Origin of the sequence: Mycobacterium sp. GA-0227b (assembly GCF_001499855.1) — a bacterium.
In the GTDB taxonomy this organism is placed as follows: domain Bacteria; phylum Actinomycetota; class Actinomycetes; order Mycobacteriales; family Mycobacteriaceae; genus Mycobacterium.
This window is the reverse complement of the sequence record NZ_LQIK01000001.1, coordinates 222,326-241,994: the sequence shown is the minus strand read 5'-3', so window position 1 is coordinate 241,994 and position 19,669 is coordinate 222,326. Positions and strand designations below refer to the sequence as shown.

Below are 19,669 nucleotides of genomic sequence, written 5' to 3'. Positions count from 1 at the left end.
ACACCGCCAAACCAGGAGGACATCGTGGCTGGTGACACCATAATCACCGTCGTCGGAAACCTGACCGCCGATCCGGAACTGCGGTTCACACCGTCGGGTGCGGCCGTCGCCAACTTCACCGTGGCGTCGACACCGCGCATCTACGACCGCCAGAGCGGGGAGTGGAAGGACGGCGAAGCGCTGTTCCTGCGCTGCAACATCTGGCGCGAGGCCGCCGAGAATGTGGCCGAGAGCCTGACCCGCGGTTCGCGAGTGATCGTGCAGGGCCGGCTCAAGCAGCGTTCGTTCGAAACCCGTGAGGGCGAGAAGCGCACCGTCGTGGAGCTCGAGGTCGACGAGATCGGCCCGTCGCTGCGGTACGCCACCGCGAAGGTGAACAAGGCCAGCCGCAGCGGCGGTGGCGGTGGCGGATTCGGCGGCGGCGGCGGTGGCGGTTCGCGTCCCACCGAGCAGCCGAAGGACGATCCGTGGGGCAGCGCTCCTGCGTCGGGTTCGTTCTCCGGGGCCGACGACGAGCCACCCTTCTGACCTCAACTGATCAGCGATTGAAGAAGTAAGAAAGAGAAAGACACATGGCCAAGGCCACCAAGCGTCGGCCGGCTCCCGAGAAGCCGGTCAAGACCCGCAAGTGCGTGTTCTGCTCCAAGAAGGGGCAGACCATCGATTACAAGGACACCGCGCTGCTGCGCACCTACATCAGCGAGCGTGGCAAGATCCGCGCCCGCCGCGTCACCGGTAACTGCGTGCAGCATCAGCGTGACATCGCGATCGCCGTGAAGAACGCGCGCGAGGTTGCGCTGCTGCCGTTCAGCTCGTCGACGCGATAGGGAGGAACAGACGATGAAACTGATTCTCACCGCCGACGTCGAACACCTGGGTGTGCAGGGCGACATCGTCGAGGTCAAGGACGGCTACGGCCGCAACTATCTGGTGCCGCGCGGACTGGCCGTCACGGCTTCCCGGGGTGCCGAGCGCCAGGCCGAGGAGATCCGCCGGGCGCGCGAGCAGAAGGCCGTCAAGGGCCGCGAGCATGCCGTCGAGCTGAAGACCGCGATCGAGAATCTCGGTCCGGTGCAGCTGCCCGTCAAGGCGGCTGCCGACAGCGGCAAGCTGTTCGGCTCGGTGACGACGGCCGACGTGGTCGCGGCGATCAAGAACGCCGGCGGCCCTAATCTCGACAAGCGCACCGTCCAGTTGCCCAAGGCGCACATCAAGACGACGGGCACGCATCCGGTCGCGGTCCGGTTGCATCCGGAGATCGCCGCCTCGGTGTCGCTGGAAGTCGTCGCCGGAAAGTAGCAACAGCGTCAAATACGGCCGGGTGAAGCCATGATCGATCTTCACCCGGCCGTTGCTGTGTGCGCTGGCGAACTCGTCGCGTGGGCTGGATCCCAGCGAAGCTAACCTGCTGTTAACCTGCTTGGCCCCGGGCCGCAATACAACACGCCCGACTTCGCAACCCCGGCCGACACGCCGAAGCAATTCTCATCCACAGCATCCCAAGCGGTTTATGGTGCGGCTATCTGCACAGACGCAGTGCATGAAGTGGTTAGTTAACAGGTTCTCCCCAACGACTCAACATGGTTGTCCAGCGCTATCCACACCCCATCCACAGGTCTATGAACAAGGGCTGGTTGCGCCCCCGCCAGCAACGTCTAGCGTAGGCGCTCGGCGGGACAGGTCCGGCGCTGCGGAAGCGGATTGTCGGCGGTCTGGCTTACAGTCGCGATAAGCGGGTATCGAATGTACGTTCGATAGTGAATAGAGGGGGTGAGACGCTTCGTGGCTGTCGTGGACGACCTGGGTCATGGCGCGGGCCACCCGGGCATGGACACACCGCCGCCCAGTGAAGACTTCGGGCGCCAACCCCCTCAAGACCAAGCGGCCGAGCAGGCGGTCCTCGGCGGGATGCTGCTGAGCAAGGACGCCATCGCCGACGTGCTCGAGAAGTTGCGTCCGGGTGACTTCTACCGTCCCGCGCACCAGAACGTCTACGACGCGATCCTCGACCTCTACGGCCGCGGCGAGCCGGCCGACGCGGTGACGGTGGCCGCCGAGTTGGATCGGCGCGGGCTGCTGCGCCGCATCGGTGGGGCGCCGTATCTGCACACACTGATCTCGACGGTGCCGACGGCTGCGAATGCGGGGTTCTACGCGGGCATCGTGGCAGAGAAAGCGCTGCTGCGCCGGCTGGTCGAAGCCGGCACGCGGGTCGTGCAGTACGGCTACGCGGGAGCCGAGGGCGCGGATGTCAACGAGATCGTCGACCGCGCACAGTCGGAGATCTACGACGTCACCGAGCGCCGGACATCCGAGGATTTCGTTCCGCTCGAAGAACTGCTGCAGCCGACGATGGACGAGATCGACGCGATCGCGTCGCAAGGCGGATTGGCGCGTGGCGTGCCGACGGGCTTCGTCGAACTCGACGACGTGACCAACGGTCTGCATCCCGGTCAGATGATCATCATCGCGGCGCGGCCCGGTGTCGGGAAGGCGCTGGCGTTGGATACGCCGCTGCCGACGCCGACGGGCTGGACGACGATGGGCGACGTCGCGGTCGGGGATTGGTTGCTTGGTGCGGACGGGGAGCCGACGCGCGTGGTGGCCGCGACGGAGGTCATGCTTGGGCGTCCTTGCTATGAGGTCGAATTCGGCGATGGCACGGCACTGGTCGCGGATGCGTTTCATCAGTGGCCGACGAGCCGGGGTGTGCAAATCACCACGGCGCTGCGGCCCGGCGTGGACGTGATCAGTGCCGCGCGAGTTCCGGCACTTGTGACGTCGGGGGGACGGCGGCAGTCCGCCTGGGGGATCGACTCGGTGCGACGGGTCGAGAGTGTGCCGGTGCGGTGTGTGGAGGTCGGGAACTCTGATCATCTGTACTTGGCCGGCCGCGACATGGTGCCGACGCACAACTCGACGCTCGGTTTGGATTTCATGCGGTCGTGCTCGATCAAGCATCAGATGCCAAGCGTCATCTTCTCGCTGGAGATGAGTAAGTCCGAGATCGTGATGCGACTGTTGTCGGCGGAGGCGAAGATCAAGCTGTCCGATATGCGGTCGGGCCGGATGAGCGACGACGACTGGACGCGCTTGGCGCGTCGGATGAGTGAGATCAGCGAGGCGCCGCTGTTCATCGACGATTCGCCGAACCTCACGATGATGGAGATCCGCGCGAAGGCGCGCCGGCTATCGCAGAAGGCTGGCCTGCGGTTGATCGTCGTCGACTACATGCAGTTGATGACGTCGGGCAAGAAGTACGAGTCGCGGCAGCAGGAGGTCTCGGACTTTTCGCGAAGCCTCAAGCTGATGGCCAAGGAACTCGACGTCCCGGTGGTGGCGATCAGCCAGTTGAACCGTGGTCCGGAGCAAAGAACTGATAAGAAGCCGATGGTGTCGGACCTGCGTGAGTCGGGATCTTTAGAGCAAGATGCGGATATGGTCATCCTTCTGCACCGGCCGGATGCGTTCGAGCGCGACGACCCACGCGGTGGAGAAGCAGACCTCATTCTTGGCAAGCACCGTAACGGTCCGACGAAGACGATTACCGTTGCGCATCAACTACATTTGTCGCGCTTCGCGAACATGGCCAAGCAATAACGGCGGCTGTAGGTTCTCAAGTTTGACTGCACTTTCTCGAGTTTGGCTGCACCACCGCTGCACTTGTGCAGTGAGCGTGAGACACGCCGCGCAAGCCTGCACGGGATCGTGTCCGTGAGGTGAGAGGTCTAGGCGTGTCCGGTGGTGGACGGGCCGCCGACGCGACGGTTTCCGTCCGTAGCAAGGAGACCCTGGCCGAGTATTCGACCGACTGGGGCCTCGCGACCACTGATCTGCTCAGTGCGGCGATGCCGTGGCGCACATTCAGGTGGCATCGCGGGCAAAAGCACTATTCGGGCACCTATTGGTCGTCGACCGAACGTTCGCATGTGATCTATGAGTCTCGTTTGGAATTGGCGCGGCTGCTGTACGCAGATCCTCCATCAGACCCTCAGTCGCCCAGCAGGACTGATCCACCTGAGGAACTTCGTAGGCGTCACGGAATACAGGTCGGTTAGCGAGGCTGCGGAGCACCTGGGCATCAACCGTTCCACCTTACACTCACAAATTCGCTATTTGACAAAGGATTTCGGCGGACCACTGCTCGAACGTTGGACGTCGACCCGGCCGATAGCGACGACAGAGCTGGGCTGTAAGGCGGTCGCGGCTTATGACGCGCTGCGTCCCAACGCAGGTAGGGATGGAGCGTGAAATTACAGGTAGGAAATGACTCTCTTAGCTTAGACTGTTGTCACTGCGGGGCTTCGATCCGTCTGGCTAAGTCTCTGATCACCTCGATGCGGCGCAGCGCGTCGGCGACCTCTTCTGCAAACTCTTGGCGTCTATCCGCGCCGTCCGGGGTCGACGGATTCAGCAGTCCACGGTGCCGGGCAAGCTGCAGTGCCGTCTTGAACAATTCCAGTGACACCGACTCCGCATTGCCCAGCCGGCCCTGCAACTCCCACTGCCTGCCGACTCCGAGACATCCACGCAGGAACGCCTTCTCGTCGAACTCTGGTCCGCTCCACTGCGTGAGCCGAATGGCGACCACGTGATAGGCGTCGAGAATCGGCCGCAGTACCAGCGGCGCCAGGTGGAGATCGGCGTGACGCAGCAACCGCAACGCGTCGGCGGGTTCTGCCAAGCCGCCTTCGGCATTCTCCAATAGCGCAAGCTCGGTACGCATCTCGGCGTCGAACGTCTCGCGTGGCGAAAAGAAGAAGTCGAACTTGAGTAAGTCGCGAAGCCGCAGCGCCTCGTTGCGGGCGGTGCGGCGCGGTGGGGCGTCGCTTTCGGCGGCCGCCACAAGGGCGACCTCACCGATCGCGCGGTCAACGAGGATGTGGATGGCGGTATTTCGGTAGAACGCAGCGACCAGATGTTGCGCTGGACGGATGCGCCATACGGTGTCTGTGCCACCGTCGTACGCCTCGACCACGCCCGAGTCTTCCAGCTCGCCCAAGGTCCGTGTCAGCGCGCGGGGGTCACTCAAGTCGGTGCGACCCGCCATGTGCCATCCGCGACGGGTTATGTAGGTAACCAGCGGTCGCACGCCCTGTTGTATTTCGGGCAGCGTCATCGCCCGGTCGGCGGGCAGCAGCGCCAAGCACACCAACGCGGTCGCAGTCACCGGGGTGGCCCGGTTGATGTGGTGGCACACCTGCACCGCAACGCGTTCGATGATGCGGTCGGCGCCTTGAACGCGCAGCGCCGCGGTTTGTTTCCGCACGGGTATTGGCTCGCCAAAGTTCACGTACGCGTTTCCGAGGTGCCGACCCTGCTGACGGGCAAAGCCGATGAGCCAGCGCGCATTCTCCGGAGACTTTGCGCCGCCGCCTAGTTCGGCGGTCATCATCGGCACCTCGTGGAGTTGGTCGTAGTCGAGCGACACTGGGATGACGAACACCTCCGGCCCATCGACCGCGTGGACCGCGTCGAGAACGTATCGCAGGATGCCGAACATCGGGGGACGCAATTTTCCTGTCCGGGTTCTGCCGCCTTCGATGGCCCAGGCCAGGTTCTGATGATGATGCACGAGTTGGCCGATGTACGAGCGCAGGGCCAATCGGTAGAGCGGTGAGTCCTTGGTATTGCGGCGGACCATGATGTGGCCCGCGCGGCGGGCCAGGGTTCCGAACGGGAAGAAGTTGAGGTTCGCCCCGATGAATCCGAACGCTGGAGACAGTCCGCACGTCGACAACGCCCGCGGCAGAATCCACGCGTCCAAATACGAGCGGTGCGACGGAAGGAAGATCAAGGAGTGATGCGCGTCGAGCGCGCGCAGGCCCGCGAGCTCGGCTTCATCGACCATCAAATCGTAGGCCCGTAACAGCCAGCGGCCGAAGCGATTCCATGCGGCCCCAACTGCGGGGTCGTGTCTGGACGACAACTCTTGCAGGTAGCCGGCCGCCTCTCTGCGAACCTCGTGCGGATCGCGGTCGAGCTCTTCAGCCAGCAACTGCAGCGCGGCGTCGAATCGGGCATCGGCCAGCAGCGCAGCGACCTCCGGCGACCTGGTCCTGGATCGATCCATCACGCCCGAACACTCCGTGGGCGCAACTTTCGTGTCAGTTGATCGACCGCCACGATCAGCGTCTGCGATCCGGCCGCTATCTGGGCGCGAATCAGCGGCCGCGCCAGCGGATTAGCCAGGGCCAGGCCTTGGGCGAATGCGAGGCCGGTGATGCTGTGGAACAACCGCTCTTGGCTGTCCGGAACCCCGCCAGGCAGGGCGGTGTCCAGCCATGTCAGTGGCGGCGCGTAGTAGAGCGGCGAAAGGTCGGTCCCATACCGCCTTTCGATCTCGGCGATTGCGGCGGGCGCCGTTTGCCAGATCAGGCGGCTCAGTGTTTGGTAGTCGAAGACATGGCGGGCACGGACACTCGATGCGTGCAGCGCCTCGGGCAGGTCGCTGATCAGGTGGGCGTTGAGCGCGGCGGCCACTGCTCCCGCGATGGCCGCCGGGTCGGTGTCGACGTGGCGGTTCGCTGCCGCCCAAGGCGGTGTCGTCCTGGCCTGGCACAGGTGACGATGCAGGTTGTCCAGATATCGGCCGGCGAAGGCGACGTCGAAGGTTTGCACCCAGTCCGGGTCACGAAACCGACCGTCCTCCACAGCCGCCGCGACGGCTTCGAGACCGATGCGATAGATCAGCGGGAAGACACCACGCGGATCGCGACGTTCGGCCAGGATGTCGGCGATTGCCGCGACGCGGGACGCAGCGTCGCGGAGACCGCCGAGGGTTCGAATGTCGCTGAGTGTCAGCAGGCTTGCGTGCTCGTCCCCTTCCCATGCGAACGAACTCGTCACGCGCTCTGCTCGCGCTTGCCCGGTGTGAACGTGACCGGCATTGACGTCAGCTCGTTGGAGAAGTTCGACGTCAAGCGCGTGATCGGTCCGGCGAATTGCATGTCGGGCGTGCGGTGCATCAGCTCTTCGAACAACACCCGCAGCTCGAGCCGGGCCAGCCCGTTGCCCAGGCAGAAATGCGCTCCGCCGCCGCCGAAGGCCTGATGGGGGGGCTTCTCCCGCGACACGTCGAACCGCTCCGGGTCGTCGACTACTTCCGGGTCACGCGACCCGGCCGGGTACCACATTGCGACGCGTTCGCCTTCGCGGATCGGGTGTCCGCCGACTTCGGTGTCCTCTTGGGCGGTACGGGTGAAGTAGATGACCGGAGTCACCCATCGCAGCATCTCCTCGACGGCGTTCGGAATTCCGTCCGGATTGCCGATCAGCTTCTGGCGCTCGCTGTCGTGCTCAATCAGCGCGCGCATGCCGCCAGATGCGGTGTTACGTGTGGTGTCGTTGCCGGCGAACATCAAGATGGCGAAGAAGAAGGTCACCTCCTGATCGGTGAGGCGTTCGCCGTCGACCTCGGCCGCGAGCATCCGGGATACCAGGTCGTCAGCGGGATTCGCCTTCCGTTCGGCGATGAGTCCAGTCATATATCCGCCGATTTCGACGAGCGCTCCAAGACCCACCTGCGGGTCGGTGGTCGCCGCGGCCCGAGACAGCATGTTCGTCCATTCGAACAACTGCCGACGGTCGTCCTGTGGTACGCCGAGCATGTCGGCGATGATCCGCAGCGGCAGTTCGACGGTGATGTCGTCGACGAAATCGCACTCGCCCCTTTCGATCACGTCGTCGATGAGGGCGGTGACGATGGCGCGAACGTTCTCCTCCTTCTGACGGATCAACTTGGGCGTGAAGACGGCCTGGACGATGTTGCGGTGTTTCGTATGGCGGGGTGGATCCATGCCGAGGATGACCTCCGCCAGCGCCTCGGGTGGCACCGCGCCTTGCCTTTTCGCGAACACGCCGCCACGGGCGGAGGAGAATATGGCGGGATTGCGGCTAATGGTCGCGATGTCGGCGGCCTTGGTGAACGACCAGAACCCCGGCTCGTCGCCGGAGAGCGCGTTCCAGTGCGGGCTGGCCTCCGAGCGCATGCGCGCGAAAAGTTCGTAGGGCGGGCCGTCCTCAAAGTACGACAGGTCGGTGAGGTCAACTTCGGACAAGTCGACATCGGCAAAAACTGGCTGGGTGGTCATTTCGGACTCCTTTCAGGTGGAACGTCAGACTCAGTTGGTGGTAGCGGTTCTCACGGGTGACCAGCCGGGGCGAAGCGCCGAGCGGCCGGCTTCCTTGGCGAGCATGACCGCGACGATGCGTCTCGCGCGCAATGCCGCGGCGTCGGCCTGGAACTCCACACCGGACCGCCAGCGGTCGTAGCCGGTATGCGCGGCGACTCGTTCCAGGATGGCCGTGTCACGATCGACGAGTCGGCCGACGAACGACTGCAGCGTCGCGGCCGCTGACTCGTCGTTCGGGGCGTAGTTGTACGACGCGAACATGAAAACATGCGTTTCTGTGTCGCTTTCGGGCGTGATCGCATGAGTGCGGACGTTCGCGTACGTCGTGCCGTTTGCCTCCAACTCCCACCTCTGAACATGCATTGCGGGGGAGGCGAACCTCCCGCTTTCCCGCCGCGCATACAACCCCGCGGGATCCAACCCGGTGGCCTCGGCCTCCCAGGCCGCGAGTGGGGCCTGCGGCAGGGACCGCGTGTAGGAGACGGTCGTCTCGGTCACTTCGATATCGTTGAACGCCGGAATCTGTTCCGTTCCCGGCGGCAGGTCCTCGCGGTACACCACTGGGGCATAGGAGAAGTCGAGATAGTGTTCGTGCACCATCAGGTAGTTGGCCCGGACATGCCAGGTATCGGTGAACGTGGACCATCCCGGATCGTGCAGCCACGGAGTACGCGGTGGGCGACTTCCGGCGGCGGCAGCGGGCGGCCCCAGCCAGATCCAAATGAACGGCGGCTCTTCCAATATGGGGAACGCGCGCACACCCATCCCCGCCGGAACAGCGGATTGTGTCGGAACGTGTACGCAGGACCCGTCTGCCAGGTAGGCGCAACCGTGGTATCCGCAGACCAGCCGGTCGTTGTCGACATGGCCGTCGGACAGCGGGAAGCCACGGTGGGCGCAGCGGTCGTCGAATGCGACGGCCGGGCCGCCTGACGGCCGCCACAGCACGACATCTCGGCCGAGCAACCTTCGGGCCAGTGGAGTGTCGACCAGCTCGGCGGACGTGGCGGCCACATACCAGCACTTCGTGGGATAGTTCGCGGTCATAGGTCCAACACCAACTTCTCGCTGCAGGAACGGGATACGCACGTGAGAATCTTGTTGCCAGAGGCGCGTTCAGCATCGGTCAGCATGGAGTCCCGATGATCCGGCTTGCCCTCCACGACGGTCGCCTCGCAGGTCCCGCAGATTCCTTCCAGGCACGACGACATGATCGGTATGTCGGCCTCCTCCAACGCTTCGAGAATCGAGATGTCCTCGGACACTTCGACGGCCACACCGGAGCGCTGGCACACCACCTGAAAGGTTTCCAAGGCCTCGACCCCGGGCTCGGCGACTGGCACCTTCGCCGCGAAACGCTCGATGTGCAGGCTGCCCTCTGGCCAGTGCCGGCAGTGTTCCTCGGCCGCGGAAAGGAGTTGTTCGGGTCCGCAGCAATACACCAGTGTCTGGTCCGCTGGCTCGCTGAGCGCGGCGTTGAGGTCGAACTGTCCTCTCTCGTCATGCGGCCACAGCGTGACGCGGTCCCCGTACGTGTCGACCAGCGGCTGGGCGAACGCCATGGTGGTCCGTCGTCGTCCGAGGTAGATCAATGTCCACTCGCTGCCTGCCTGCTGCGCGGTGTCGATCATCGGGATGATCGGAGTGATGCCGATCCCGCCGGCGATGAACAGGTATCGAGGCGAGTCGACGAGCGCAAAATGGTTGCGCGGCCCCCGGACTCGCACCGCCGTGCTTTCGACGAGGTTGTCGTGAACGTGGCGCGAGCCGCCGCGGCTCTGGGGGTCGAGCAGGACGCCGACGCGCCAGGTTGTGGCATCGCGCGGGTCGCCGCACAGGGAGTATTGGCGAACCAGCCCCTCCTCGAGCAGCAAGTCGATGTGGGCCCCTGGCTCCCAACCCGGCAGATCACCGCCCTCCGGGTCCGCCAAGTCCAGCGCTACGACACCGTCAGCGGCCGCATGCCGGCGGCGCACGACCAGGTCGGTGGTGAACTCGTGCACCTTCGCGGCGGATTGCACAGTCGGTGCTACTCGAGTCGAAGTCATAGGTCGCGACTCCCTTCTGCGGTGACTAGTTCGGACAGCTCGGCCAACTCAAGACGAATGTCGTCCATCAATTCCCATGCGTCAGGCAATGTTTGGGCGTCGCCGACGATCCCGATATCGAGCCCGTCCTGGTAGCTGATGACCGTGATGTTGAGGGTGAAACCGTGGAACACGAGGCTCGTCGGGTAGTGCGCCACCAGTGGTGCGCCGTAGCAGGTCAGCTCCACCGGTGAACCCGCCACATTCGAGATGATCAGGTTCACCGGTGGCCGCACGAACCGCGACGACACCAGTTCCATCAGCCCCCTGGCGGCCATGCCGAACATCGGCACCGGGATCGGCTCGTTGATGTCGCTCATCAGCGTCGGCGGCGCCTTGCGTGCTCGCTGCTTCCCGCGTTCCAACGTTTCGTGGGTGAACGTGAGTCGTTCGCGGGCCGAGGCCAGGTGGGTCGGGATCGGTGCGATGATCGAGGAGATCGCATTGCCGTAGCGGTCTTTGGCGTCCGGCAGCCTGGTTGATACGGGGATGTAGGCGACGAGCGGGTCTGCCGGCAGATCGCCCGTCGCGGTCATCCGGCGACGCAGGGCCCCGGCGCACAGGGCGATGACGATGTCGTTGACGGTCACGCCCAGCCTGTCCTTGATCGCCTTGACGTCGGTCAACGAGACGGTGCCGAACGACACCGAGCGCTCCGCTGACAGCTTTGCGTTGAACCGCGTCCGGGGTGCGTCGAGCCGCTTGGCGCTGAGGTCGCCCCTGGCGATCTGCGACAGGGTGTGAGCGCCGGGCAGGGACCGCAAGACGGGAACTTGATCCAGATGCGCGAGCGTTCCGGGGGCAGACCGTAGGGCGCGGATTCGCCTGCCCGGCAAGGCCGCAATACCGCGCGCCGCCAACACTGCACGGTTCGGAAGGGCGCCGGTGTCGACGTCATGGTCTTCGGAGGCCGCGTCGGCGGGCTGGTCGAGCAGAGTCGCGAATATCTCGGCTGCCGCGATGCCGTCGGCCGCGGCGTGGTGCAACGCCATGACCACCGCGGTACGGCCCCTTAGTCCGTGGAATACCCGCAGATTCCACAGCGGCTTGTCCCGATCCAGCGGTGCCGCGAGCATCTTCGCCACCTCGCCGGCCAGCGCCTCGTCGTCGGCGGGCGCCTCGAGAGTTGTTTCGGAGATGTGATCGTCGAGATTGACCTCGGTGTCGACGAATACCGGTCGGTCGAGGCCGAGCGGCACCGTGACGACCTTCCACCGCAGGGGCTGACAATGGGCTAGTCGCTTCGCGAACCGTTCCCGCATTGTTGCGGCCGTGATTGGTCGCTTGTTGCCGGTCTGATAGATCGCGATTCCGCAGTAGTGCGAAACGGCATTGCCGCTCTCGGCGGCCAAGAACTGCGCATCGAGGCTCGAAAGGCGATGCATCAGAAGATCGTTCGCATGACGTTGACGGCCTTCTCGGTGTACGGCGGATACACCACACGCAGGTCGGGTCGCGCCCGCTTGGCGAGGACGGCCCGCCGATGGCTCATCGCCTCGAACCCCCAGCGACCGTGGTAGGCGCCCATTCCGCTGGCGCCGACGCCACCGAACGGCAGCTGCGGCACCATGCAGTGCATCGCGACGTGGTTGACGACCGCACCACCCGACGGGATCCGGTCGATCAGTGCCTTCGCCACCAGGCGCGACTGAGTAAATAGATACAGCGCTAGTGGTTTTGGCTTGCTGTTGACGAGATCCGCCGCGGAATCGAGCGAATCGACGGTCAGCACGGGCAGGATCGGCCCGAAAATCTCATCGGCCATTACCGGGTCGGTCGGCGACGGATCGACGACCACGGTGGGTTCGATGCGCAACGCGGAGCTGTCCGAGCCGCCGCCAGTGACGACCTTGCCGTCGGTGGCGCTGATCAGGGATACGAGACGATCGAACTGGCGCGCATTGACGATCTGCATCGAGGGATCACCTTCGGCGGAACGGAATTCACGCACGTTCGCGACGATCTTGTTGACGAGGTCATCGGCGATCGACTTTTCGGCAAGCACATAGTCGGGAGCGATGCAGGTCTGGCCGGAGTTGAGCAGCTTCACCCATGCGATGCGCCGCGCGGCCACGTCGATGTCGGCGTCGGCGGCGACGATGACCGGACTCTTGCCCCCGAGTTCGAGCGTGACCGGCGTCAACGTCGGGGCGGCGGCGGCCATGATTTTCTTGCCGACCTCGGTGCCGCCGGTGAACAAGGCGTGGTCGAAACCCTGCGCCAGCAGCGCCTGCGTGACCGCTGCGTCGCCTTCGACGACCCGCACCGCCGCTGGGTCCAGATACTCCGGAATCAGCCGCGCCAGCAGAGCTGAGGTCGCCGGCGCGAGTTCGGACGGCTTGACCACGGCACAGTTTCCGGCCGCCACCGCCGCCACGAGCGGTGCCAGGCTCAGGTATAGCGGGTAGTTCCACGGCCCGATCACCAGCACCACACCGAGCGGGTCGTATTGCACCCACCCTCGTCCCGGCAGCTGGTTCAGCGGCAGCGAAACCCGACGGCGGCGCATCCACCTTTTCAGGTGCTTGCGCGCATAGACCGCCTCGGCCTTGGTCGATGCGACGTCGCCGAGCCACGCCTCGACCGGCCCCCGGCCCAGATCGTCGGCGAGCGCTGCAGCGATCTCGGATTCCCGTTCGTCACACAGCCGCTCGATTCCGCGCAGCTGCTCGAGGCGCCACGACAATCCGCGGGTGCGCCCGCTGCTGAACACCCCTCGTAGCTCGTTCAGCACAGTAGGCGCATCGACGGACGCTGTCTGGCTTGTCATGTCAGATCTCCGGTGCCGGGATGACGCCGGTGAGAACCGCGCCGGTCGCCCCGCCGTCCACGACCAGGGCATGCCCGTTGATCCATTGCGCCGCATCGGATGCCAGGAACACGATCGCGCCCGCGACGTCGCCCGGAGTCGCATGACGCCCGAGGAGGGCTTTGAGGCCGTCGAGGGTGTCCTTGCCCATGGTGTCCTCGAAGTCGGCCAGGATGGGCGTCTCCACCGGGCCGGGTAGCACCGCGTTGATGCGGAACCCGTTCTGCGCGGCCAGCAGACCCATCGCCATCGAATACACGGTGGTGGCTTCCTTGGAGAAGTTGTAGGCGTTTCCTTGCTGCGGGTGCGCCTTGAACCAGGCCAGCCCCTCCTCGAAGGAATCCGTCGCCAGCATTTCGTTGATCGTGTCGAGCCGCGCGGGCCAGCCGAAACCCGCCGTCGACGACACAATCGTCACCGTGCCTCCTGGCTTGAGCCGCTCGAACATCGACTCAGACAAGTGCCGCACGGCCAGCGTGTTGACGGCCAGCACCACGTCAGCGGGTGCGGTGCCGGGAACACCGGCGACGTTCATCAACCCGTCGAACTCGCCCTGGAGTTGCTCCACCGCCGCGTCGATACTGCGCGGATTGGACAGGTCGACATAGATGTGGCCGGTGACCGTGGCCGTCGGGCTATTGCGGTCGAGCGAGTAGACCTCGGCCCCGGCCGCGAGCAGCTTCGTGGCCACCGCGTGGCCGATCCCGGAGGCTGCGCCGGTGACGACGAAGCGCTTGGTGGCGAACTCAGACATGCGTGCTTCCTTTTGTGTAGCTGTCGATAAGGACTCGTTTGAGGAGCTTTCCGGTTGCCGACCTGGGTAATTCGGCGACGAAGTCCACGGACTTGGGGGCCTTGTAACGCGCGATGCGGTCGCGGACGTAGGCGATGATCTCGGCCGCCAGCTCGTCGGACGGCGCGACGCCGTCCCGCAGCTGTACGACGGCCTTGACCTGTTCACCCATTTCGGGGTCCGGCACGCCGATCACGGCGACGTCGAAGATCTTCGGATGCAGGGCCAGGACGTTCTCTATCTCCTGGGGGTAGATGTTGACGCCGCCGGAGATGATCATGAAGCCCTTGCGATCCGTCAGAAACAGATAGCCGTCTTCATCGACATAGCCCATATCGCCGACCGTGCACCAGTTGTCGTGCGCGGGATGCCGTGAAGCGGTCGTCTTTTCCGGGTCGTTGTGGTACTCGAACGGCGCGATGTCGCGTTCGAAGTAGATGCTGCCGATCTCGCCGGCGGGAAGTTCATTGCCGTCGTCGTCGCAGATGTGCAGCACGCCCATCGCGGCCCTGCCCACCGAACCCCGCTTGTTCTGCCACTCCGGCGTGGTGATCACGGTGGTGCCGTGTTGTTCAGTGGCGCCGTAGTACTCCACGAGAATCGGTCCCCACCACGAGATCATCGCGTCCTTCACTTCGGGCGGACACGGCGCGGCGGCGTGCACCGCCAGCCGTATAGACGACACGTCGTATGCGGTTCGGGTTTCCTCGGGCAACTGCAGCATTCGGACGAACATGGTGGGCACCACCTGGGTGACGGTGACCCGGAACCGCTCGATCGCGGCCAGTGCCTCCTCGGCGTCGAACCGCTCCATCAACACCACGGTTCCGCCCAACGCCTGCACCGATGCGCACCACTTCAGCGGGGCGGTGTGGTATATCGGTGCCGGCGAGAGATAGACGTCCTGCTCGCCAATGCCGAATACGTTGCCGAGGAGGGCGACCAACGGATCACCCGGTTCGTCTACCTGCCCGGGCAGCAAGCGTGGCTTGATGCCCTTGGGGCGGCCGGTCGTGCCCGACGAGTACAGCATCTCCGAACCGCGAGGCTGGTCGGTCAGTCGCGGCCCCGCGGTCGCCAACAACTCGGAGTACGACCGATAGCCGGGCACCGCCCCGCCGAACACATACCAATGCTGGACCTCAGGGACCAATGAGACAACGGGTTCGGCCACGGCCCGGACTCCGGCCGAGACGATCACGACGCGAGCACCGCTGTCGCGGAGAATGTATGCGGACTCCTCGGGCGCCAGATGCCAGTTCACGGCAGTGATGTACAGACCGGAACGCAGTGCGGCCCAATACACCTCAAAGGCCTCCGCCGAATTGTCCGAGACCAGGGCGACCACGTCGCCCGGGCGCAGCCCGAGCGCGTGCAGCGCCGACGCGAGCCGCGCCGAGTTGTCGTCGAGCTCGCGATAGGTCACTGTCTTGCCCGAGCCGGCCATCACAACGGCCGGACGGTTCGGGGCGGATGCCGCGTGGCTTCCGGGAAACATGGCCGTCCTTCGCCGATCAGGCCGACGCCGGGATCGGCTCGGCGGCATGTCCAACGTCGAGGCGGGCGGCTCGGCGCTGTCGAAGGCCAACCAGGGCGTGGAATGCAGAGATGGCGGCCGGGAGGAGTACCGGCGCCAGGGCCAGTGTGAGAATGAGGATGGCGGTGAACACAGTTCATTCACTTTCTCCGCGAAAGCGGGTCGTATTGTCGGTAATTTGGCGTTCGAACGATGGGTTTGTCCGCTCGAATGTCGCCGTCGCCGGAAACGTTACGGACGGCGACGTGGTGCAGATACGTCGTCCGTCGACCAACTTTCGTCCTGCATCCGGCGGGCCTTTGTCGACCACCCACAAATTGACACACGGGTCATTCCATGGAGTTCGGGCACCGCGCGCCATAGAGTCGAGTCGTGGCGCAGCGAAGCCGCGAAGATGAGGCGCTGGTCGCCAAGTCGACAGCGATGATCGTCGGCCGGCTCGATGACAGGCTGGCGGAGATCACGCGATCGCTGCAGGAAGTGTTGATCAGCGAGCTGCCAGAGATTGGTGGCGACGGCGAACTGCTGGCGTTGGTGCACGACTCCGTGCAGGGAAACCTCGACACCTTCCTCCCGGCCATTCGCCACGGCATCTCCATCGACCGCATCGAGCCCCCGCCCGCCGCGATCGAGCACGCGCGGCGGTTGGCGCAACGCGAGGTGGATGCGGACTTCTTGGTGCGGACCTACCGGCTCGGCCACCAAGGGTTGCTGCGATTCGTGATCGACGAAATTCGTGCGGCAGAGTTGGACACCCGCCTCGCGCTCGACGTGTTCGAACAGATCACATCAAGGTCGTTTCGGTATATCGACCGAGTGTCGCGGTTGGTGTTGATCGACTACCACAATGAACGGGATCGGTGGCTGGCGAATCAGAACCGGGTGCGGGCGTTGCGGGTGCGCGAGGTCCTCGGCGGGGCCGAAATCGACATCGACGAGCTGACGACTTCCATCCGCTACCCGCTGCACAGGATTCACCTGTCCGTCATCGTGTGGTGCGGCGAGTCCGATGATGGAAACGAACTCGTCGGGATGGAGCGATTCACCGCCGAACTTGCGAAGGCACTGGGTTCGGATGAGCGCCCCTTGTTCGTCGCCGCGGACCGTGTCACCGGGTGGGCATGGATACCGCTTAGCGCCGGTACGGCAGAGGATGCGGCGCGCCGTATTCGCGAGTTTGCCAACGCGCGCACGGATGCGCCGTGGATGGCGGCCGGTGATCCGGCGCCGGGTATCGACGGCTTCCGCCGATCGCATCGGCAGGCTCAGACCGCGCGCACTGTGGTGCTCGCGTCGGGATCACGTCCACCCGCGGTGACGATGTACAACGATCCCGGCCTCGTGGTGGCCGCCCAGTTCTGCGCTGACCTCGAGCACACCCGCGCATGGGTCCGCCACGTTCTGGGACCGCTTGCTTCGGCGACGGACAGCGACGAGCGGATGCGTGAAACACTGCGGAGTTTCCTGCGCACCGGATGCAGTTTCAAGGCAACCGCCGACGAGTTGCACCTGCACGTCAACTCGGTGAAATACCGCGTGCAGCGCGCGCTCGAACGTCGTGGCGAACCAATCACCGACGACCGACTCGATGTGGAAGTCGCTGTGCTGCTCTGCCATTGGTTCGACACCGCGGTGTTGAGCTAGCCACTCTGCGACTCACGGCATCAGGAATGTTGCGATGGGCGTCCTCATGACGTCGGATCACCATCTCGACCATGCTGCACTGCGGGTGTCCGCCGGAAAGCGGCGCGCTGCGTGTACGCGCCGAGCAGCATTGCCGCACTGTTGAAGCGGAGGCCCGGGCGATCCTTATAGGGGTCTTGAACGACCGGCCATCACGATTGTCGACATGCTGTGCAGCGACGAAGGTTCCGCGATCGAGTTCGAACCTGATCGGCTGAACCTCGCGGCACGCGCTCCCGACCCGTTGGGTACGTCCTGGACACCAACGTGGTGTTTGCTCTGCGCGTGCGCGGTTGCAGAGTCCGCCGAAGTTCTCGTCGTGACGCCAAACTTGAGGCACCTCACGGAGTTTGGGGTGCATTAACCTTGGGAGCTGTAGCTCATAACGGTTGAGTCCAGATCGGCCCGCACGGGGCCAATCCGTAACGGCAAACTTCACGACCACCTGGGCATGGTGTCGGCGGTGGTGAAACTCCCGATCGAAGCCAACTTGCCGACTGCTAGGAAATGAATCTCTCCGTGAGACAGAACCCCGGTGCCGTAGCCGTGAGACAGATCGCAAACTCGCAGGTCCACGGAACGGATTGATGCAGCCGAAGGCGAGAACCTACAGCGGCGGCGCCGTTGAACCGTCGGACCCAAAATCCGTGTCCCCGTGTCGAATTCGTGTCATTTGCCCGCGGCTAGATCTGACCTGGCATCGACCCTGGTCGGCGCGCTGAGTACGAGTTGGTCAGGTGTGAGGTCCTGATCGACAAGCTGTTGTGCCACGGCCAGGACCAGTCCGCCACACACCGGGCTTGCTCGCCGCATAGGGGCCGTTGAGAGGAGTCATGGCGCCGATCTGCAGGGACGTGGTGATGGTGGGGGGATGCTCTGGATCATCGCGCGTCCTTGGCGGTGAGGCCGGGCTGAACGCGCGCAGCGAGTGCCGCTGCTCCGCGTTGATATGCGGGACCGAGGAGTCGGACGAGGATGTCGAGGGCGTAGGCGTCCGTACCGATCAGGACCCGAGGGCGCCTACGCCGGACCCCACGGAGGATGATCTGGGCCGCTCGGTCGGAGGAGATGCGGGCGAGCTTGTCGTCGTAGAGTGCTGCCACGGCAGCGGCGTCCTCGCCTGCGGCAACGCTGGTGTTGCGCGCGATAGCGGTTTTGACACTGCTGGGATGCACGCAGGTCACTTGGACTGGGTGTCCAGCTGCGAGCATCTCCTGACGCAGTGATTCGGTGAGTCCGCGGACCGCGAACTTCGAAGCGCTGTAGGCACTTTGACCGGCCATTCCGAGAAGGCCGAAGAGACTGGAGACGTTGATGATGTGGCCATCCCCGGATTTGATGAGGTAGGGGAGAAATGCCTTGGTGAGATTGACGACACCGCCGTAGTTGATGTCCATCACTCGGCGGATCTGGGACAGATCGGAGTGTTCGAGGTCGCCGTGGTGCTCGATGCCCGCGTTGTTGTAGAGCTGATGCACAGCGCCGAAGCGGGCATGGATCTCCTCGGCGTAGGTGAACGCACCGAGGTGGTCGGTGACGTCGAGCCGGTGGCTGGCGATCGAGCCGCCCGCGGCCTGGATGAGGTCTGCGGTCTCGGCTAGTCCGGCCTCGTCGACGTCGGTGATCGCCACCGTGGCGCCTTCCTTGGCCAGATTTGTGGCGAGCGCGCGGCCGATGCCGGAGCCGGCACCGGTCACGACGGTGACTTTGTTGGCGAAGGTCCCGCGGGAGGCGGAGAACAGGTGGTTCATCGGGGCTCCTTGATGACGGGCACGGTGTGGTCGACGGCGTAGGCATGGACAGCGGTGAGCGTTTCGGACTGCTCGTCGACAATGGCCTTCAGTTCGGTGCTGGCCAGGAGATCGTTGACGTCCTCGCGGCTCGGCAACCCGAAGACGATGGCGCCGTCGTGGCGGTGGCCGGGTGGATAGGTGTGGGACAGGCCGGGCGTGCGGTGAGCGATCCCGGTGATGGGAAGGAAACTGTAGGAGCGAACGTCGAGCGCGCCGACGTCGTGGAGGGCCTGGCCGAAACGTCGGTGGACGAAGGCGCGGAACTTGCGCAGTGGGACACCGCGCCGGCGGCGTAGCAACAACACGGTGCGATGGCCGACCGCGGGCTCATGGTGGTTGGTCCACCGGGTGCCGCCGCCGGGGCCGCAGACATGGCCGAGCACGTTGTCGAAGACGTTCTGCTCGTCGTGGAAGATCGTGCCGAGCATTCCGTAGGCAGCACGCGCCATTTCGGGGAAGTTGCGCAGTCGCACTTCGGTCACGCCGTCCCAGCGAAACAGGTCAGGGGGGTGTGTTCCGACAGTCGGTGTGGCGGGCCAGTAGCCGTGATCGGTCGCAGAGAAGTGGTACTGGTTGTACTCGTAGATGTGCCCGCCGCGCTTGACCAGTTCGGCGTGCGGTCCTGCCCAGTAGTCATCGGCGACCTCTCGGGGAAGGTCGGCCCGGAATCGGACCGGGTAGATCCCTGAGAGGGTCTTGGTGGGGGTGATCGACGGTGTCGGGGGCATGGCGTGTCCTTGTCGGGCGGATGAATCGCAGACAGAGCGGTGAGGCTCGCTTGGCTCATGGGGTGGACCCGAGCCGCGGGGTCCTCCCGTAGTCAGATTTTCTG

18 protein-coding genes and 1 pseudogene are annotated in these 19,669 nt (G+C 64.7%); 8 read left to right on the top strand and 11 right to left on the bottom strand.

Annotation, left to right across the window (positions count from 1 at the left end):
- Window positions 1–24: 24 nt before the first annotated feature.
- The 6 genes and pseudogenes from AU185_RS01170 to AU185_RS25760 all read left to right on the top strand — a co-directional run bounded on the left by AU185_RS01170 (window position 25) and on the right by AU185_RS25760 (window position 4,251).
- Window positions 25–528, top strand: coding sequence for a single-stranded DNA-binding protein (locus AU185_RS01170; RefSeq protein WP_059100488.1), 504 nt, complete (start codon window positions 25–27; stop codon window positions 526–528).
- 44 nt (window positions 529–572) lie between these two features.
- Window positions 573–827 carry a 30S ribosomal protein S18 gene (rpsR, locus tag AU185_RS01165; RefSeq protein WP_059100487.1) on the top strand — a complete coding sequence of 85 codons (255 nt, stop codon included), beginning with the start codon at window positions 573–575 and terminating at the stop codon, window positions 825–827.
- Window positions 828–840: 13 nt separating this feature from the next.
- Window positions 841–1,299, top strand: a complete 459-nt coding sequence (gene rplI / locus AU185_RS01160; protein ID WP_059100486.1) for a 50S ribosomal protein L9 — start codon at window positions 841–843, stop codon at window positions 1,297–1,299.
- A gap of 483 nt (window positions 1,300–1,782) precedes the next feature.
- Window positions 1,783–3,600 carry a replicative DNA helicase gene (dnaB, locus tag AU185_RS01155; RefSeq protein WP_059100485.1) on the top strand — a complete coding sequence of 606 codons (1,818 nt, stop codon included), beginning with the start codon at window positions 1,783–1,785 and terminating at the stop codon, window positions 3,598–3,600.
- Window positions 3,601–3,791: 191 nt separating this feature from the next.
- Window positions 3,792–3,977, top strand: a pseudogene (locus AU185_RS25480) (TnsA-like heteromeric transposase endonuclease subunit); the annotation flags it as partial.
- Entirely contained in the window at window positions 3,937–4,251 is a 315-nt protein-coding gene (locus tag AU185_RS25760) for a helix-turn-helix domain-containing protein (protein ID WP_082683677.1), read from the top strand. The pseudogene AU185_RS25480 and the gene AU185_RS25760, both read left to right, overlap by 41 nt.
- Before the next feature lie 40 nt (window positions 4,252–4,291).
- On the opposite strand, the gene AU185_RS01150 is transcribed toward AU185_RS25760, so the two are convergent.
- From AU185_RS01150 to AU185_RS01110, 9 genes are read right to left on the bottom strand one after another with little or no spacing between them, the layout of a single operon-like run.
- On the bottom strand, window positions 4,292–6,073 hold the full coding sequence (locus AU185_RS01150; RefSeq protein WP_082683676.1) for a lysophospholipid acyltransferase: 1,782 nt from the start codon (window positions 6,071–6,073) through the stop codon (window positions 4,292–4,294).
- Window positions 6,073–6,849: a DUF5995 family protein gene (locus AU185_RS01145; protein ID WP_059100483.1), complete on the bottom strand. Its 777-nt coding sequence runs from the start codon at window positions 6,847–6,849 to the stop codon at window positions 6,073–6,075. Before AU185_RS01145 ends, AU185_RS01150 begins: the two co-directional genes overlap by 1 nt.
- On the bottom strand, window positions 6,846–8,093 hold the full coding sequence (locus AU185_RS01140; protein WP_059100482.1) for a cytochrome P450: 1,248 nt from the start codon (window positions 8,091–8,093) through the stop codon (window positions 6,846–6,848). The genes AU185_RS01145 and AU185_RS01140 overlap by 4 nt, the downstream gene beginning before the upstream one ends.
- A gap of 30 nt (window positions 8,094–8,123) precedes the next feature.
- Complete coding sequence (locus AU185_RS01135) at window positions 8,124–9,182, bottom strand: Rieske 2Fe-2S domain-containing protein (protein WP_059100481.1); 1,059 nt, start codon at window positions 9,180–9,182, stop codon at window positions 8,124–8,126.
- Window positions 9,179–10,183: a PDR/VanB family oxidoreductase gene (locus AU185_RS01130; RefSeq protein WP_059100480.1), complete on the bottom strand. Its 1,005-nt coding sequence runs from the start codon at window positions 10,181–10,183 to the stop codon at window positions 9,179–9,181. The genes AU185_RS01135 and AU185_RS01130 overlap by 4 nt, the downstream gene beginning before the upstream one ends.
- Window positions 10,180–11,607, bottom strand: a complete 1,428-nt coding sequence (locus AU185_RS01125) for a wax ester/triacylglycerol synthase family O-acyltransferase (protein WP_059100479.1) — start codon at window positions 11,605–11,607, stop codon at window positions 10,180–10,182. Before AU185_RS01125 ends, AU185_RS01130 begins: the two co-directional genes overlap by 4 nt.
- Window positions 11,607–12,992: an aldehyde dehydrogenase family protein gene (locus AU185_RS01120; protein WP_059100478.1), complete on the bottom strand. Its 1,386-nt coding sequence runs from the start codon at window positions 12,990–12,992 to the stop codon at window positions 11,607–11,609. The genes AU185_RS01125 and AU185_RS01120 overlap by 1 nt, the downstream gene beginning before the upstream one ends.
- A gap of 1 nt (window position 12,993) precedes the next feature.
- A complete protein-coding gene (locus tag AU185_RS01115; RefSeq protein WP_059100477.1) occupies window positions 12,994–13,785 on the bottom strand; it encodes a coniferyl-alcohol dehydrogenase in 792 nt (263 codons plus the stop codon).
- The gene (locus tag AU185_RS01110; RefSeq protein ID WP_059100476.1) at window positions 13,778–15,322 is read right to left on the bottom strand and encodes an acyl-CoA synthetase; all 1,545 of its coding nucleotides are present in this window, start codon (window positions 15,320–15,322) and stop codon (window positions 13,778–13,780) included. The genes AU185_RS01115 and AU185_RS01110 overlap by 8 nt, the downstream gene beginning before the upstream one ends.
- A gap of 411 nt (window positions 15,323–15,733) precedes the next feature.
- Between AU185_RS01110 and AU185_RS01105 the strand changes: the two genes are divergently transcribed.
- Both AU185_RS01105 and AU185_RS25865 read left to right on the top strand, forming a co-directional pair.
- Complete coding sequence (locus tag AU185_RS01105) at window positions 15,734–17,005, top strand: PucR family transcriptional regulator (protein ID WP_231740365.1); 1,272 nt, start codon at window positions 15,734–15,736, stop codon at window positions 17,003–17,005.
- 71 nt (window positions 17,006–17,076) lie between these two features.
- Window positions 17,077–17,262 carry a FitA-like ribbon-helix-helix domain-containing protein gene (locus AU185_RS25865; RefSeq protein ID WP_502687723.1) on the top strand — a complete coding sequence of 62 codons (186 nt, stop codon included), beginning with the start codon at window positions 17,077–17,079 and terminating at the stop codon, window positions 17,260–17,262.
- A gap of 663 nt (window positions 17,263–17,925) precedes the next feature.
- Here AU185_RS25865 and AU185_RS01100 read toward each other — a convergent pair.
- Both AU185_RS01100 and AU185_RS01095 read right to left on the bottom strand, forming a co-directional pair.
- Complete coding sequence (locus tag AU185_RS01100; RefSeq protein ID WP_059100475.1) at window positions 17,926–18,795, bottom strand: SDR family NAD(P)-dependent oxidoreductase; 870 nt, start codon at window positions 18,793–18,795, stop codon at window positions 17,926–17,928.
- A complete protein-coding gene (locus AU185_RS01095; protein WP_059100474.1) occupies window positions 18,792–19,565 on the bottom strand; it encodes a hypothetical protein in 774 nt (257 codons plus the stop codon). Before AU185_RS01095 ends, AU185_RS01100 begins: the two co-directional genes overlap by 4 nt.
- Between the last annotated feature and the right edge of the window lie 104 nt (window positions 19,566–19,669).